Source organism: Terasakiispira papahanaumokuakeensis (assembly GCF_001709345.1).
GTDB lineage: Bacteria > Pseudomonadota > Gammaproteobacteria > Pseudomonadales > Halomonadaceae > Terasakiispira > Terasakiispira papahanaumokuakeensis.
Window position 1 is genome coordinate 2,488,542 of sequence record NZ_MDTQ01000001.1, and the last position, 16,727, is coordinate 2,505,268.

Genomic DNA, 16,727 nt, shown 5'->3' on the forward strand with positions numbered 1-16,727 from the left:
CAGTAAAAGTATTGATCAGAAAAAACATTCGTCCGTCTTTGCAAAGAACACGTCATATCCCCCTCCTTCAAGCAAAGGATATGCCAGTGATTAAAGCAGGCTGATCATCACGGTTAATTGTCCCACTTTGACAAGCATCCTGCCAGCCGTCTGCGCGGCTTTGGTTGGATTGGTCAAGCCTTACGATGATCCGTATAATCAGAACGTTTTGTACCGGCAACCGCCGACCTCTCAGTCAACCCAAATCAAGGTTTGCACTCATGAGCTACAACCAAGTACCGGCAGGACGCGCCCTGCCTGATGATCTGAATGTCATTATCGAAATCCCGGCGAACCACGCGCCGATTAAATATGAAATCGACAAGGATATGGATGCCTTGGTGGTTGACCGTTTCATGGCCACCCCCATGTTCTACCCCGCTAACTATGGATTCATTCCGCAAACCCTAGGCGACGACGGCGACCCACTGGATGTCCTGGTCGTCACCCCCTACCCGGTTGAACCCGGTTCAGTCATTCGCTGCCGCCCGGTCGGTGTCCTCAACATGACCGACGAAGCCGGTGAAGATGCCAAACTGGTTGCCGTTCCCCATAGCAAACTGACGCCAATCTATGACGACATCAAAGACGTGGAAGACCTGCCGCAATTACTGCGCGATCAGATCACCCACTTCTTCGAGCGCTACAAAGATCTAGAAAAAGGCAAATGGGTCAAAATCGAAAGCTGGGCAAATGCTGAAGCGGCTCGTGAAGCGATCAAAAAAGCGGAAGCGGCTTACCATCAGTAAGATTCCCGCTGCGTAAGCCGGTCATTCCACAGGCTTGCTGCAAACAAAATGGCAAGGGCTTTCGCCCTTGCCATTTTTTATTGATGCCCTTTGATCAAGCCTTGTGATCATGGCTGCGCCCTTTGGTCGCATCAAAACGCTCAATCATCCCCTCAAGCTCTTGTGACATTTGCTCGAGCGACTGCGCTGACGATAAACCTTGCGCTCCCGTACTCATCAGCGCCTCAGCAGCTTCATGCACATCATGAATATACTGAGACATCTGCGTCACTTCTTCTTGCTGTTGCGTCACTGCCGTTGAAATAGACCGATTCATTTCATCCAGCGTTTCATTCGATGCCGCCATGGTCTCCACTTGTTCACTGAGCTGAGACATTTGCTCAATCCCAGTGCGCAGTTGCTGCTGTGTCTGATTCATACGATGGGTCAGTTGGGCCGCCACTTGCTGAAAACCCGATACCCGCTGCTCAATTCCCGCAGCAGATTCATGTGAGCGCTGGGCCAATTGCCTCACTTCATCGGCAACAACTGCAAACCCACGACCATGTTCACCCGCACGTGCGGCCTCAATCGCAGCATTCAAGGCCAGCAAGTTGGTCTGATCCGAAAGGCCCGTAATCAGTTCAACCATATGGTGGATGGTCTCGACGTGACCATCCAATGTTTGGGTCAACTCATCCACTTCGTCCAGCTGCACCGCACTATCGGTAAAGGCTTGCTGGGTTTCACTCAGCACTTGCAAACTATTGCGTTGAATGTGGCGTGTCTGCTGCGACATTTCCGCGGCCTGAGCACACCGTTCATCCATTTCCAAAAAAGTCCCCTGTAACGTGCCCATCGCCTGAGAGACTTGCTGCGTCTGCTGCTGTTGATGCTCCAACGCTTGTTGCACCTTGCCCAGATCACGCACGAGATCGGCGGCATGATCTTCAACCCGCCAAGCCGCATCCCCCACGCGGTCAATAATGGTCGCCTGTTGTAAACGTGCAAATTTAAGCGCTAACGCCAAGCTGCCCACGTCATCATCTCGTCCGGTATACAAACGCTGCAGCAAGGGATCATGGAAGTAGGCCTGGGATTGCTCCACGACATGTTGCAAAGGCAATGCCATTCGATAGGTCAAAGCCCACAAAAAAACAATGGTCGCCGGCAATAACACCGCAATATCCAGCCAACCAGGATCAACTCGCCAAGCCCAACCGGCCAATAGCGCTAAGACGGGCACCAGCAGCCCAATAAATAAGCGCGGCGCTAGAGACAAACGCCGCCACCAGCGCGGGCGATAACGCCAGTGACGCACATCCTGCTGCGCATGAAGCTGAGCATAAAGGACTTCGGCCTGAGCTTGATCTTGTGGCTCAACCGCATGACGCACAGACTGATAGCCGACCAGCTCACCTGACTCAATAATGGGCGAGATATGGGCATTCACCCAATAGTGGTCGCCGTTGGCACAGCGATTTTTGACCACCCCAATCCAGGTTTGACCTGCTTGCAATGTTCGCCAAAGGTGGGCAAATACCACACGCGGCATATCCGGATGACGGATCACGTTATGAGGCTGGCCAATCAGCTGGGCACGGTCATAGCCACTGATTTCACAGAAATAATCATTACAAGAAGTGATTTTACCGCGAACATCAGTATTAGAAATAATACAGCGCTGAGGGTCGACTTCGATATTACGCTGTGTTGTATGCTGCTGGTGATTAGGTGAGGCCATTGGAATAAAACTCTATTTTATATTTTATATTGCGCACCACAAAAACGCGCGAACACCACCAGGCCCAACCAGGCCATTTGCATGGTGAATCGTGTCAACACGCCAGTGACATATTGCCATCAACAAATCATAAACATGGCCATTATATTAATGGAATCAATACGTGGACCATTGTCACAATAAGTACAAAAGCATCACCATTGCGTAAATTAAGACGCAAATTGCGTAATATCTTAAAAAGCACCAACGAATATACTGAACAGATTGTTAACACGGCAGTACCAAAAATAGGCGCTTTGAGACAGTGTCTGTGGGCAAGCGCCGAGACTCATAAAACATAAAGATCTCGTAAGACATGAGAATCGGCGTTTTCAGAAGTGAAAGAAGGGTTATCCGCGATTGAGCAGCTCTTGTAGATCGATCAGGGCAGCATTGGCACGAGCCAAATAAGACGCCATAACTAAAGAATGATTGGCAAAAATGCCAAAGCCACTGCCATTGAGAATGATGGGGCTGCCCAGCGGCTGCTGTGTAGATTCCAATTCACGGATAATTTGCCGCAAGCTGACTCGTGCATTTTTATCATCCAGCACGCTACCAAAATCCTGCTCAACGGCCTTCAGTAGGTGGATCAAGGCCCATGCAGTCCCTCTCGCTTCGTAAAAAACATCATCGATCTGGGACCAACTGGTCTTGACCATCACTTCATCGGGTTCTTTTTTACTCGAAGTCGCGCTACGGTCATTCGCCAATGCAATATTGATACGTGATTGACCAACACTGGCCGCAAGACGCTGAGATAAGCTACCCAAACGGGTACCGACATCCGCTAGCCAGCGCTCAAGATTGTCTGCGCGCGCATAAAAACGCGCATTTTGCGGATCATCATCCTGCAAGCGAGTCAAATAATCACGTAGATCCTTACGTGCTTTGCTGTACTCCTGCTCAGCGGAAGGGAACATCCAGGCACTGGCATTCACAAACAATAGCGATTCGGCATCGGATAACGCCTTATCTTCCGCTGACTGAGTCTGAGAGCGACTGATATCTCGACGCATGGCTCGCGCCATATCACGCGTTTGTACTAATACGCCGTACTCCCAGGCGGGCATGTTGTCCAACCAAAGCCCAGGGGGAAACATGTCATTACGCAGATAGCCGCCCGGCTTATCCAGTAATGAATCAATCAGATGAACTAATGTCGCGGTGGTGGTCACCCCTTGACGCAATTGCCCCTCTGGCCCAATGCCCACTTCTTTTCGAGCTTGAGTCTTCACATCAAATAAATCGGGCGTACTGCTCCACCACATCCCCACCCCTAAGGCACCGATGAGGTAAGCACCTACAACCAACAGCACGACTCGGCTGATCCAACCCATCCGACTCAGAGCATGTCGGCCCTTAGACCAAAGCTTGCGCATCGTAACGATCTCCATGACATAACGCATATCACCTCTTGGCCTGAAAGCTTACCATGCCCCCTTGGATTGTTCGCCAATGATATAGGTGATCACGTTTCACAATCGGTGAGGCTTAGACTCGTGGCCGCTGTATCACACAGCACGACGATACCCGCTGAAAAATTTCCAATAAACTGAAATGCGTTCACTGACTCATGAACCATTGAAGCTATTCATAAACCCATAAACATCAGTATACAGATTTCAAAGTCTATAAGCTTAAGCAGGAAGACAGTGGATCACAAAGGCTAATCTATAGAGTTTCCATCGAGACCCATATAATTCAATACCGGAAAAGGCCATGCTGAAAAGCATGAACGAGTTGCCCCCTTTTCGGTCAAAAGCGCCATTGCGATCGTAGTCTTTCATCATCAATGATGTTCACCAGTTACAATAGCAGCATGCACCAGGGCAACGGAATGGATAAAACGGTCACTCAGGTTCTCACTCCGCATTACGATGCACTCCCCTCACTCAAGCACCACAAATGGATGGCGTTGCTGATGCTGTGGGCCATCACGCTGCTGCTTGCGGCAAGCGCTCACGCCAGCTTGTTTGATCAAGACAGTGGACAAACGTTCCGCTCCTGGCTCAGTAATGATGACAGTGAGTTCCTTTCGGTCGATGAGGCCTTTAAGCCTGAGCTCAACGTTTACGACAAACAATTAAGCATTGACTGGCACATTGCCGATGGCTATTACCTCTACCGTCCTCAAATTGAAGTCAAGATTGCCCCCGATCAAGGGCTCAGTGCAGGGCACTTAACGCTGCCACCGGGCCAAGAGAAACAAGATCAATACCTCGGGCTCACTCGGGTTTTCACCCAACAAGTATCGGCGCAATTGCCCTTGAACGGCTCACCCACCCAGGATCAACTGGCCGTCACTTTACGCTATCAAGGCTGTGCCGAAGCAGGGCTTTGTTACCCACCACGAACACGCACATTCAATGTTGATCTATCAGGATATGGTCAACCGGCACCAGAACGATCTTCACCGGAACCAGCGTCACCGACAGTGCCAGCACCCGCCACAAAGTCAGAGAGTCCTTTATCAATAGCGAACACCGAAGGCTCGACCTCCTCGACGTTACAATCCCCCTCACCGGGTTTTGTCCCCAGCGAGGATGGCCGCTTGCAAAATGCACTGGCCGAGTTGCCGATGTGGGCCACCCTGGGCTTATTTTTCCTAGCCGGATTAGGGTTAACCTTCACCCCTTGTGTTTTGCCGATGTTACCCATCATCAGTGCGATCACCTTAGGCCAGCAGCGTCATAAAGGGCGAGCGGGTCTGCTATCACTGAGTTATGTCTTGGGCATGGCCCTGACCTATGCAGCGCTGGGCGCCTTGGTCGGGCTATTCGGCGCCCAACTTAACCTTCAAGCGGCACTACAATCCCCTTATTGGCTCATTCCTTTCAGTCTATTGTTTGTCGTGCTGGCACTGTCCATGTTCGGTTTATTTGAGCTGAAAATGCCACAAGCCTGGCAAGACAGCATTGGGCAGGCTCAGTCGCAGTTAAAAGGCGGACAATTGCTGAACGTATTACTGCTCGGTGCGATGTCAACACTCGTCGTCTCCCCTTGCCTATCAGCGCCGCTGGCAGGGGCGATGGCTTTTATCGCCAGCACCGGTGAAGTCGCCCGTGGGGCACTGGCGCTCTGGGTGATGGGGCTGGGAATGGGTATTCCGCTGATTTTGGTGGGCATCTTTGGCAATCAATGGCTCCCGCGGTCAGGCGCCTGGATGAGCCAAGTGAAACATCTCTTTGGCCTTTTGTTACTGGGGCTGGCGGTCTGGTTGTTAAGCCGCTTATACCCTGGCCCGATCACCCTGGCACTTTGGGGCTCTTTGGCAATTCTAAGCGCCTTGTTCTTGGGAACACTCCAGCGGCATGAACACCCCCATAATGGGCAACGCTTTGCCCAAGCGCTGGGGCTCATACTGCTCATTTATGGCATTGCGCTTTGGTGGGGAGCACTCTCCGGCCACAAAAACCCATTACGTCCGTTAATGGAGCCCCCCGCAATATCATCGTCGATAACACCCGATGCGACAGCCCCCGAAGCGCGTTCATCTCAGCAGGCACGGTGGCGCCAAACCGATCACATTGCCACGCTTAAAAGTTGGATCGAAAAGGCAGAAAAACCTGTCATGATTGACCTTTACGCCGATTGGTGTATCGCTTGCCAAGTGATGGAGCATGAGGTGTTTCCTGATCCTAAGGTTGTTCAAGCCTTATCAAACTTCACACCAATACGCTTGGATATTACGAAAAATAACGCCGCCCAACAGCAGTGGCTCGCTCAACAACAGCTCTTTGGCCCCCCGTCACTGCTCTTTTTTGTCCAAGGGCAAGAGCAACGTCCGTGGCGCATCATGGGCGAAGTTGGGGTCGCAGAGCTGGCTGGGCACTTGAATGCGATCAAGGCGACGCCATCAGCTCAATGACTCAGTCGGTCATTGTTGATCAGCGCAAGAACATAAACGGGCGTTTAATTTCTGCGAAATAAAGCGAAACATCGCTGAACTGGACAATAACATTGAACTTCGGCAAACTTCCGCCCTAGTTTGCTAAGGGCAATTTGCCCTATAACGGGTCAGCCACTCGGCAGAGGCGGCCCAATGACGCTAACGCCCACTCAACTATTACGCTAACGGTAGGATCATTCTATTATGGCTCAAGTTTTGGTGCTCCATGGCCCCAACCTCAACCTTCTCGGTCGCCGTGAGCCCCAAATCTATGGCCATACGACTCTGGCAGATATTAACCAGCAGCTACAGCAACTGGCTGAACAAAAAGGCCATAGATTGGAAGCCTTTCAAAGCAATGCTGAAGCCGACTTGGTTAATCGCATCCACCAAGCGTGGGATGACGGGGTGGATATCATTCTGTTCAACCCGGCAGCGTTCACACATACCAGTGTTGCCTTGAGGGATGCCCTCCTGGGCGTTGCGATTCCCTTTATTGAAGTTCATCTGTCGAATGTGCATGCCCGTGAAGCATTCCGGCATCACTCTTATTTTTCCGATATTGCGATTGGCGTTATCTGCGGATTGGGCGCTCAGGGCTATGAACTGGCTCTGCAGGCGGCACTAACCCGGTTATCGTCATAGCCATATCTCAAGGCATAAGCCAACCCCTATCCACAGAACCAGACCCAATAGAGACATCATCATGGATATTCGCAAGGTCAAGAAGCTGATTGAATTGTTGGAAGAGTCCAATATCAGCGAAATTGAAATTCAAGAAGGCGAAGAGTCAGTGCGCATCAGCCGCCACGCCACCAACGGCGTTGCAGTCAATGCCCCGATGATGTATCCGCCCATGGCCCCACAGGCTCCGATGGCTGCACCTGCAGCACCCGCGGCGGCAACACAAGACAACGTGGCAGAACAAGCCCCCGCTCAGCCTTCAGGGCACCAAGTAAAATCCCCCATGGTCGGCACTTTCTATAGCGCACCGGCGCCTGGCGCCAAGCCCTTTATCACTGAAGGACAGCCGGTGAAGAAAGGCGACACGATCTGTATCGTCGAAGCCATGAAAATGATGAACCAAATCGAAGCCGATAAAGACGGTGTTGTTGAAGCCGTTCTTCTCGCCGATGGCGAACCAGTAGAATTCGATCAACCGTTGGTTATCATCAAATAACCAGCCCTTCACGTCAGACGCAGTGATCACGCTTACCGGCTCGATCACTGCACGAGGAATTGCAATGCTCGACAAAGTCGTCATCGCCAACCGCGGCGAGATCGCCCTGCGGATTCTACGTGCCTGTCGCGAACTGGGCATCCGTACCGTAGCGGTCCACTCAAAAGCTGACCGGGATCTCATGCATGTACGTCTGGCTGATGAAGCCGTCTGCATTGGCCCGGCCGCCTCCACCGAGTCCTACCTCAACATTCCGGCATTGATTGCAGCGGCAGAGGTCACCGATGCCACCGGCATTCACCCGGGCTATGGTTTTCTGGCTGAAAATGCCGGATTTGCTGAACAGGTCGAACGCTCAGGCTTTATTTTCATTGGCCCCAAAGCTGAAACAATTCGCTTGATGGGGGATAAAGTCTCCGCCATTGAAGCCATGAAAAAGGCTGGGGTGCCTACTGTACCAGGCTCTGATGGCCCCTTATCTTCTGATCCGGAGCAACTGCGACAAACCGCACGCCGAATTGGTTATCCGGTGATTATCAAAGCCGCCGCTGGCGGTGGTGGCCGTGGGATGCGCGTCGTCCATACTGAAGCCCACCTACTCAACGCGGTTCAAGTCACCCAGAATGAGGCACAGCAAGCCTTTGGTGACGGTACCGTATATATGGAGAAGTTCCTGGAAAATCCACGCCACGTGGAAGTCCAGGTACTGGCCGACGGCCAGGGTAACGCGATCCACCTGTATGATCGCGATTGCTCGCTGCAGCGCCGCCACCAGAAAGTATTAGAAGAAGCCCCCGCGCCTCACTTGGATGAGGAAGCTCGCGCTAAAGTCCTCAAGGCTTGTACAGATGCCTGTATCGAAATCGGCTATCGCGGCGCAGGTACTTTTGAGTTCCTGTACGAAGACGGCGGCTTTTATTTCATTGAAATGAACACCCGTGTTCAGGTTGAGCACCCAGTGACTGAGATGGTCACAGGTGTCGATATTGTCAAAGAGCAACTGCGCATTGCTTCTGGCCAGCCGTTGTCCATTCGACAAGAAGATGTGACATTAAGCGGTCACGCTTTTGAGTGCCGTATCAACGCTGAAGATCCACGCACCTTCATGCCATCGCCGGGCAAAATCACGTTGTACCATGCCCCAGGCGGCCTTGGTGTTCGAATGGATTCTCATATTTACTCAGGTTACAGCGTACCGCCTCACTATGATTCCTTGATCGGCAAACTGATCACTTGGGCTGAAAATCGTGAGCAATCTCTGACCCGTATGACAGGGGCCCTAGACGAACTATTGGTTGAAGGTATCAAAACCAATATTGATCTACATAAAGACCTGGTGCGCGATCAGCACTTCCAGGCCGGTGGTGTTAATATTCACTACCTTGAGAAGAAGCTGGCAGACTGATTGCAGACTGACATCAACTTCGCAACGGCGGCCTTAGGCCGCCGTTTTTAATTGTCAGTACTGCCATCATCACCCACAGCAACTGCCATTGCTAACAGTCATAGCCAACAGCAACGCTCTAAGCGCAAAAGGTGAATCATGTCCTGGCTACAAATCAAAACCCAAGTCGCCCCCGAAGATGCTGAAGTCATCGAAGATCAGCTGCTAGAAGCCGGGGCCTGCGCCATTACCTTAAGTGATGCTCAGGATACCCCCGTTTTCGAACCGATCCGAGGCACAACCCCTTTATGGGCCACTACAGTGGTGACGGGACTTTATGATGGCAATGCCGATGCTGCACAAATGCAACAGCAGATCCATCAATGGTGGACGACACATCGCCCTGAAGCGCCCGCTTTACAACTCAAGGTTGAGATCCTTGAAGACAAAGATTGGATTCGAGAGTGGATGGACAGCTTCGAGCCTTTAAAAATGGGCGACCGCCTCTGGGTGGTGCCGAGTTGGCTGGAACCACCCGAGCCTGAAGCCGTCAACCTTCGCTTAGATCCAGGGTTAGCCTTTGGGACAGGGACTCACCCCACGACAGCACTTTGTCTTGAGTGGCTAGATCAACAAAGACTTCAAGGCCAAAACGTGATCGATTTTGGCTGTGGTTCGGGCATTTTAGGGATTGCAGCCCTATTACTGGGAGCAAGTCAGGCCTGGGGCACCGATATTGACCCTCAAGCCTTGGAAGCCAGCCGAGAAAATGCACGCCGGAATCACCTCGACCCGGCACGCTTCCCCGTTTATTTTCCAGAGCAGTGCCCCGAGATCCAAGCCGATACCCTGGTGGCGAATATTTTGGCCGGGCCTTTAATTGACTTGGCCCCAACCTTAGCCCGCCTCGTTCGTAGCGGCGGTCAGCTGCTGTTATCAGGCATTCTGGCCCATCAAGCCGAAGCGATCATTGAAGCCTATCAGCCTTGGTTTGAGATGCAGCCTCCCGTCCAGAGAGAGGATTGGGTCAGACTGACTGGACAAAAGCGGTAGTTATTTCCTACATTGTCAATCGTCTCTGGCATGCAACAGCTCACTTACCAGATGCTACGTTTGAGCGCTTGGCCGATGCACCGCCAGGCGCTAATATCGATCATGGATGAAGCCGATACTGTAGGGAATTGTTGTGAAACTGACCCGTTGTCCACACTGCGAGACCCTTTTTGAGGTCAGCCTGAATGAGCTTAAAACGGCTGAGGGCGCTGTACGCTGCGGCCAATGCCTACGTATCTTTAATGCGACATACCATATCAATAACCAAGAGACATCATGTGCATCTGACTCAATTGAACAAGATGCTGATGATTCCACTAGTGCACGAGACCAGACGGCAAACGCTAATCAGGCGAAAGATATAGAGAGAAATTCTGTCAACGCAACAATGGCCACCCCCTCACCTCACAACCAGTCGATTCCCACCATTACAGAGCGCTTGAATGCCCACTCGTTTGATGATCATGCGACAGCGCATCGCAGTACGGCTGAAGACCAGCACGGTAGTGACACTGATGTCGCCCTAACATCCGAACCCCCCATAGGAACGCTGACCAAGACTGATCACACCGCGATTTCCATGGAGACGACGGCGCCAGTGACGGAGCGTATCAATGCTCAATTATCGCCCACCCGCGAAGCCGCAACGATGAACTCAGCGTCAATAAAAGCACCGTTGCTAGAAACGCCATCATCATCCGCTTCTGAGGAAACGTTAGACTTCGAGAAGCTGCTTGGGCTTAAACCTGCACCAACATCAGGTTCAGACACATCATCCTCAAAACAGACTGACGACTTACAGGCGCTGCTACAACTGGCGCCAGAGCAGACAATATCAACCAGTGAGCCCGCCGCTTCAGCAGCAATAACGGATAACCATGATGAAGAGCCAATAGATGACGACTATGACGCGTTAGCTGAATCATGGAGCGACTGGGTGCGTCAGCAATGGCAGTGGATAGGTGCAGCGATCATCCTTATGTTGGCCGGCACGATAGGGGTGCTGTCGATGACACCCTCGCCCTCCTCCAGCTTATCAAATTACCGCATTGAGTCCACTCAGGTGCAAACGGCACCGATTCAAAGCCGCTTGAACATTCGCTTTGAGTTACGCAATCTGACTGATCAACCCATGTCACTTAAAGGCATTGACATCAAGCTTAAAAATCTGACCGATAGCCTCTTAAGTGAGCATCATCTGGATCGCAGTCAACTTCAGGGCGACCTCGACCCCATCCCCCCTTTCAGCACAAGAACGCTAGAAGTAGAAGTTCCTCGACCAGGCACACTGGTCGCCAGCGTGGAAATCACACCGTTAGAAAACGACTAGGTAGGGTAACCCTATTGCACTCACGCAAAGAGTGAACATTTTTTCACCATTTATCCCTCTCTTAAGCCCGCTCAAACCTTTTACCCAGGCACCTGAACGGGTATCATACGTCGCTCTCAGGTCACAGCTATTTCTCTTCATCCGAGCTTGTAGGTTTTCAGGACGATAGGTTTTCAGAACGATCGCTTTTCAGAACGGTACGTTTTGGGAACGATAGATTTTCGGAAAGATAAGTTTTTGGAAAGATAGATTCTCGGAACGGATGGCGTTTGTCCTGTAACAACCCATTAACCATCAATCATCACCCCATCCAAGGCGATTTTCGTGCTGCGTATTGGCCCCTATAATATTGACGTCCCTGTCGTACTGGCCCCAATGGCAGGCGTCACTGACCGCCCCTTCCGACGCTTATGCCGTCAGATGGGGGCCGGTTTGGTGGTCTCGGAAATGGTGACTGCTGATACCCGCTTATGGCATACGCGGAAATCTCAACAGCGCCTTCCCCATGCCGACGAACCCGAACCCAGGGCGATTCAGATTGCCGGGGGAGAGCCAGAAATGCTGGCTGAAGCGGCCAAAGCCAATGTCGCACTGGGCGCACAAATTATTGATATCAATATGGGATGTCCGGCCAAAAAAGTCTGCAAAAAGGCGGCAGGCTCAGCCTTACTCAAGGATGAAGCCTTGGTGGCCGATATTTTAAAAGCGGTGGTGCAATCGGTAGATGTTCCCGTCACACTGAAGATCCGTACTGGCTGGGCACGACATGCCCAAAATGGCGTACATATTGCGCGCATGGCAGAAGATATCGGTATTCAGGCCCTGGCAGTGCATGGCCGCACTCGGGAAGACAAATTTCAGGGTGAAGCCGAATACGACACCATTGCCGAGATTTGTCAGGCGGTTTCGATCCCCGTATTGGCTAATGGGGACATTGACTCAGCAGAAAAAGCACGTGAAGTCCTAGACTATACTGGCGCAAAAGGTGTGATGATTGGACGTGCAGCCCAAGGTCGGCCTTGGATTTTTCGCGAAATTCGAGACTATTTGACCCTAGGCATATTGCGTCCAGCGCCCGAAAATGACGAAATTTATGCACTAATGCAAGCGCATCTGCAGGGATTGCACGATTGCTACGGCGATTTTATGGGCGTACGGATTGCCCGCAAACATATTGGCTGGTATCTCCAGCAGCACCCGCAGTCCTTAAGTCATTGGCGAGCTGGCTTTAATCGCTTAGAAACACCTTCGAGTCAGCTCGAATGGCTTGAGCATCTGTTCCACTCAGGGGCACCAGAAGCAAGGGCACTGGCATGAACCAACCCATTACGACAACACCGGCGGAAGCAGCCGCCCAGACCCAAAAAGAAGGCGCACAAGGGCTGCATGATCATCATGCCCAGCGTCCATTACGAGAAAGTGTCGCAATGGCACTTGAACATTATTTCGAGCAACTTGAAGGCCAACCCGTCAGCGATCTCTACGCTATGGTATTAGGAGAAGTTGAAGGGCCTTTGCTGGAAACCGTCATGCGCCATACCCAGGATAATCAGACCCAGGCTTCGGCCATACTGGGACTGAATCGAGGGACCCTGCGTAAAAAGCTCAAGCAGTACGGATTACTCGACTCATAATTGATCATGGGGAGCCGACCGGGCTCCCCATGTATTTGATCCTCTTTTGATTCGCACTCACTCCTGTAACCGTCGGCCTCGCCGACACAAGAAAGGCTCTCATCATGTCAGCACAGTCTGCGTCTCAGGGACTGCCCGTTCGCCGGGCTCTGATTAGCGTTTCCGATAAAACCGGTATCGTCGAATTTGCCCGTGCACTTGCCGCTCGGGACGTTGCCCTGCTCTCCACCGGAGGGACTTACCGTTTGCTGCAAGAAAATGGTATTGAGGTCACGGAAGTCTCCGAACATACCGGCTTCCCGGAAATGATGGATGGTCGGGTCAAGACCCTACACCCGAAGATTCATGGTGGGATTCTGGGGCGTCGCGGTCAGGATGATGACGTTATGGCCGATCATGGCATAGACCCAATCGACATGGTGATCGTCAACCTCTACCCCTTCACTGAAACCATCAGCCGAGATGATTGTACGCTGGAGATGGCGATTGAAAACATCGACATCGGTGGGCCGACCATGGTCCGCGCCTGTGCCAAAAACCACGCACACACCAGCATCGTGGTCAACGCAGATGATTATCAGCGTGTGATCGACGCCATGGATACGTATGGCAATCAAGTGCCGAGCGAAATACGTTTTGATCTCGCCGTTAAAGCCTTTGAACATACCGCAGCTTACGATGGCGCCATCGCCAATTATCTAGGCCGCCTGGTAGAAGGTGGTAACGAAGATTTCCCGCGCACCTTCAACAGCCAGTATGTCAAACGTCAGGACATGCGATATGGCGAAAACCCGCATCAAAAAGCGGCGTTTTATGCTGAAGCCGCGCCGACTGAAGCCAGTGTGGCCACGGCCAAAGTGCTCCAGGGTAAAGCACTGTCTTATAACAATGTCGCCGATACGGATGCCGCTTTTGAGTGCGTCAAATCGTTTGCGGAAACCGCCTGTGTGATCGTCAAACACGCTAACCCCTGTGGCGTCGCCGTTGCACAAACACCGCTAGAAGCCTATGACAAAGCGTTTAAAACCGATCCCACCAGTGCCTTTGGCGGTATTATCGCGTTTAACCGTCCACTGGATCAGGTGACGGCTCAAGCCATCGTTGATCGTCAGTTTGTTGAAGTCATTATTGCCCCTGGCGTAGAAGCGGGCGTCTCAGACATTATTGCCACGAAAAAGAATGTACGCCTGCTGGATTGCGGCGAGCATTGGCCGGGAGACCGTGCGGCAGCGCTGGACTATAAACGTGTCACAGGCGGGCTATTAGTTCAGGATCGAGATCAGGGCATGATTACCCGCGATGACCTGAAAGTGGTTACCGATCGCGCTCCCACCGAACAAGAGTTGAAGGATCTGGCGTTCGCTTGGAAAGTGGCCAAATTCGTCAAATCCAATGCCATTGTTTACACCCGTGATGGCATGACCATCGGTGTCGGTGCTGGTCAAATGAGCCGCGTCTACTCGGCCAAAATAGCCGGCATTAAAGCCGCTGACGAAAGCCTAGAAGTCAAAGGCTCTGTCATGGCCAGCGATGCCTTCTTCCCCTTCCGCGATGGCATTGATGCCGCTGCCGCCGCCGGGATTACCGCAGTGATTCAACCGGGTGGGTCAGTCAGAGATGAAGAAGTCATCCAGGCGGCGAACGAAGCCGGCATCGCGATGGTCTTCACAGGTATGCGCCACTTCCGTCACTAAGTAGGAGCTCGATTAACGGCCAACCGTGACGACAAGCGCCCCGAATGAGGGGCGCTTTTTATCTCAAGCTCATCGTGTCATCACACCTTGATTAGGCCCTTCATGGGGTCTTGAGGCGTGCTCGTGGTACGCCACTGCCACAGTTTTTCATGGATACTAAAGGCCACCGTATTAATGGCCGGTTCCACCATCGCCAACAGGCCACCCACCCACATATCCCCTGTCAGCCACCAAGCGACACAAAATGCGACGGTGAAATGTGTCATCGCAAAGGTCATCGTTTTGGCCAGGGTCACATGACGCCCCATCGCGGCCTTCAATCTTGTCAGTGAGCGATTCATGAGCCCAACTCCTCTGTAGGTATGGAATCAATATAATAAGAATCAATCTCACTTAAAAGCCAAAAAAATCAAACCTGCTGATTAATTAAGACTATTGAATTAAAACCCTAATGCACCTAAGCACTTGTGCTCAACATTTTAGATGTAGGCGCCAAAGTTAAAGTCGATGACGTGAGGCCTTCGTGTAAAAAAACCGGCTCATGTGAGCCGGTCGGGAAGTTTGATCAACAAAGATCAAAGGCAGGCACTGTTAAAGGCAAGCTTAAAAATGCAGGAAGACACCGGCGTACATGCCATCAACCGTCATATCCGCATCGATGTCATCAACATCGTCTAGTTCGGCATTAAAGCGACGATAACCAACTTCAAAGCCCGGTGACAAAATGGGCGTAATGTCCATCTCATAAGTCACTTTCGCGCTCACATCACTGACGTTATTGCCACTGTAACCGGCATAGTTAGCTTCAACCCCCGCCGATAAGCCAGAGAGCGGCAGGTGAAATTGAGCATGGCCATACAGCATGGGCAAGGTTTTATCGAGCTTCAGCGTCGAGGATTGACCGACAATATTTTGTTTGACCGTCATTTCACCATCAAACATACGGGCGGTCACGCCGAGATCCAGCGACATCCAGCCGAGGCCATCCAGCAACTCGTAATAGAGCGTGGCATCGGTGTGGGAAAGATCAGCTTTGGTATCAACATCACCGGCAAACGTCGTGTCATTAAACTGACCGACATAGGTGCTATCCCCATTAATCGATAAGTCTGTACGCTGCACTTTCAGATTAGGCACCAAGGGAATGGGATGCTCAATCGCAATCCAGATCTGATTCGCTGTGTCATCATCCAGGCCAAAGTCGACTTCATCTTCTCCGGCATTGTTGGCACGTCCTGTGTCCGCACTGGCATCCCAAAGATTAGCGCCGGCGTAAACGCCTAACGTATCGGCTTGTGCTGGTAGTGTCATCAGCGCAAAGGGCAGGCTGGCCACTGCCGCGCACATCATGGCCTTTTTCATGCGATCACTCCTGAAGGGTTATTCAAATCAGATCCAGATCAATCCAAAGCGGCATCAATCCAAAGCTGATGGGCATGGCATTATGAACATCTCAACATGCCCCATCATAATGAGGGTTTATTGGTATCCCAAGTGTCATTAAGGCGGCGACACCTGTTGCGGATCAACAGCCAAGGTCAATCCTAATAGTAGCAGGCTCACGACTAGGGCAGCCCAGGCCAATAAGCGACTAGTCGCCGTGTAACGCTCGGGGCTCTGGCGCAACTGCAAAAGTGACCACACTGCAAGTGGCGGCACCGGCAAGAGCACGATCCAACCAAAAGGAATCCCCAGAATTAACAAGACAAAAGCCACAATCGATAGATTCTGCGTTTGCTGACGAGGGGCTTGATCCGCTGAGGCAGTATGGCCAACGGCTCTCTGCTGCCCGATAGGCTGGCGAATAATACCCGTTAAACGCCCTTGATCCAGGTTTGCACTTACGGCCATGCCGACATCAGGTAAACCACCGCTACGCCATTGAGCCAGCGAAAAAGGGTAACGAGCATGATCCTCAGCTTCAATGACGCCTTGCTGAGTCTCCAGATCAAACTCGACAATCGTGCCGTTCATGAATGCAATCCTTACATGGCATGCCGCAATGACATG

Annotated in this window: 15 protein-coding genes and 1 pseudogene; 11 read left to right on the forward strand and 5 right to left on the reverse strand. The window is 51.9% G+C overall.

Annotated elements, in window-relative coordinates:
• Nucleotides 1-260 precede the first annotated feature (260 nt).
• On the forward strand, nt 261-788 hold the full coding sequence (gene ppa, locus BFW38_RS10865; protein ID WP_068998655.1) for an inorganic diphosphatase: 528 nt from the start codon (nt 261-263) through the stop codon (nt 786-788).
• Nucleotides 789-882: 94 nt separating this feature from the next.
• Here the strand turns inward: ppa and BFW38_RS10870 are convergent, their stop codons facing one another.
• Nucleotides 883-2,511: a methyl-accepting chemotaxis protein gene (locus BFW38_RS10870; RefSeq protein WP_068998657.1), complete on the reverse strand. Its 1,629-nt coding sequence runs from the start codon at nt 2,509-2,511 to the stop codon at nt 883-885.
• A gap of 389 nt (nt 2,512-2,900) precedes the next feature.
• Nucleotides 2,901-3,932: a DUF2333 family protein gene (locus BFW38_RS10875; RefSeq protein WP_069000392.1), complete on the reverse strand. Its 1,032-nt coding sequence runs from the start codon at nt 3,930-3,932 to the stop codon at nt 2,901-2,903.
• A gap of 458 nt (nt 3,933-4,390) precedes the next feature.
• Here BFW38_RS10875 and dsbD point away from each other — a divergent pair, with 458 nt between their 5' ends.
• The 10 genes and pseudogenes from dsbD to purH all read left to right on the forward strand — a co-directional run bounded on the left by dsbD (nt 4,391) and on the right by purH (nt 14,717).
• Nucleotides 4,391-6,421, forward strand: coding sequence for a protein-disulfide reductase DsbD (dsbD, locus tag BFW38_RS10880; protein ID WP_175400973.1), 2,031 nt, complete (start codon nt 4,391-4,393; stop codon nt 6,419-6,421).
• Nucleotides 6,422-6,646: 225 nt separating this feature from the next.
• The gene (gene aroQ, locus BFW38_RS10885) at nt 6,647-7,087 is read left to right on the forward strand and encodes a type II 3-dehydroquinate dehydratase (RefSeq protein ID WP_068998661.1); all 441 of its coding nucleotides are present in this window, start codon (nt 6,647-6,649) and stop codon (nt 7,085-7,087) included.
• Nucleotides 7,088-7,148: 61 nt separating this feature from the next.
• A complete protein-coding gene (accB, locus tag BFW38_RS10890) occupies nt 7,149-7,622 on the forward strand; it encodes an acetyl-CoA carboxylase biotin carboxyl carrier protein (protein ID WP_068998663.1) in 474 nt (157 codons plus the stop codon).
• Nucleotides 7,623-7,686: 64 nt separating this feature from the next.
• Nucleotides 7,687-9,027 carry an acetyl-CoA carboxylase biotin carboxylase subunit gene (gene accC, locus BFW38_RS10895; protein WP_068998665.1) on the forward strand — a complete coding sequence of 447 codons (1,341 nt, stop codon included), beginning with the start codon at nt 7,687-7,689 and terminating at the stop codon, nt 9,025-9,027.
• A 138-nt stretch (nt 9,028-9,165) separates the two neighbouring features.
• Nucleotides 9,166-10,059: a 50S ribosomal protein L11 methyltransferase gene (prmA, locus tag BFW38_RS10900; protein WP_068998668.1), complete on the forward strand. Its 894-nt coding sequence runs from the start codon at nt 9,166-9,168 to the stop codon at nt 10,057-10,059.
• A 133-nt stretch (nt 10,060-10,192) separates the two neighbouring features.
• Nucleotides 10,193-10,294 (forward strand): annotated as a pseudogene (locus BFW38_RS18495) (MJ0042-type zinc finger domain-containing protein); the annotation flags it as partial.
• 153 nt (nt 10,295-10,447) lie between these two features.
• Complete coding sequence (locus BFW38_RS10905; RefSeq protein WP_068998671.1) at nt 10,448-11,389, forward strand: hypothetical protein; 942 nt, start codon at nt 10,448-10,450, stop codon at nt 11,387-11,389.
• A gap of 327 nt (nt 11,390-11,716) precedes the next feature.
• On the forward strand, nt 11,717-12,706 hold the full coding sequence (gene dusB, locus BFW38_RS10910; protein ID WP_218186483.1) for a tRNA dihydrouridine synthase DusB: 990 nt from the start codon (nt 11,717-11,719) through the stop codon (nt 12,704-12,706).
• Nucleotides 12,703-13,023 carry a DNA-binding transcriptional regulator Fis gene (gene fis, locus BFW38_RS10915; RefSeq protein ID WP_084004595.1) on the forward strand — a complete coding sequence of 107 codons (321 nt, stop codon included), beginning with the start codon at nt 12,703-12,705 and terminating at the stop codon, nt 13,021-13,023. Before dusB ends, fis begins: the two co-directional genes overlap by 4 nt.
• A 104-nt stretch (nt 13,024-13,127) precedes the next feature.
• A complete protein-coding gene (gene purH, locus BFW38_RS10920) occupies nt 13,128-14,717 on the forward strand; it encodes a bifunctional phosphoribosylaminoimidazolecarboxamide formyltransferase/IMP cyclohydrolase (protein WP_068998673.1) in 1,590 nt (529 codons plus the stop codon).
• Between the two features lie 80 nt (nt 14,718-14,797).
• On the opposite strand, the gene BFW38_RS10925 is transcribed toward purH, so the two are convergent.
• From BFW38_RS10925 to BFW38_RS10935, 3 genes are all read right to left on the reverse strand, one after another.
• On the reverse strand, nt 14,798-15,058 hold the full coding sequence (locus tag BFW38_RS10925) for a DUF2061 domain-containing protein (RefSeq protein ID WP_068998674.1): 261 nt from the start codon (nt 15,056-15,058) through the stop codon (nt 14,798-14,800).
• A gap of 262 nt (nt 15,059-15,320) precedes the next feature.
• Nucleotides 15,321-16,079, reverse strand: coding sequence for a TIGR04219 family outer membrane beta-barrel protein (locus BFW38_RS10930; RefSeq protein ID WP_068998676.1), 759 nt, complete (start codon nt 16,077-16,079; stop codon nt 15,321-15,323).
• 138 nt (nt 16,080-16,217) lie between these two features.
• A complete protein-coding gene (locus BFW38_RS10935; RefSeq protein ID WP_068998678.1) occupies nt 16,218-16,691 on the reverse strand; it encodes a hypothetical protein in 474 nt (157 codons plus the stop codon).
• Nucleotides 16,692-16,727: the final 36 nt, after the last annotated feature.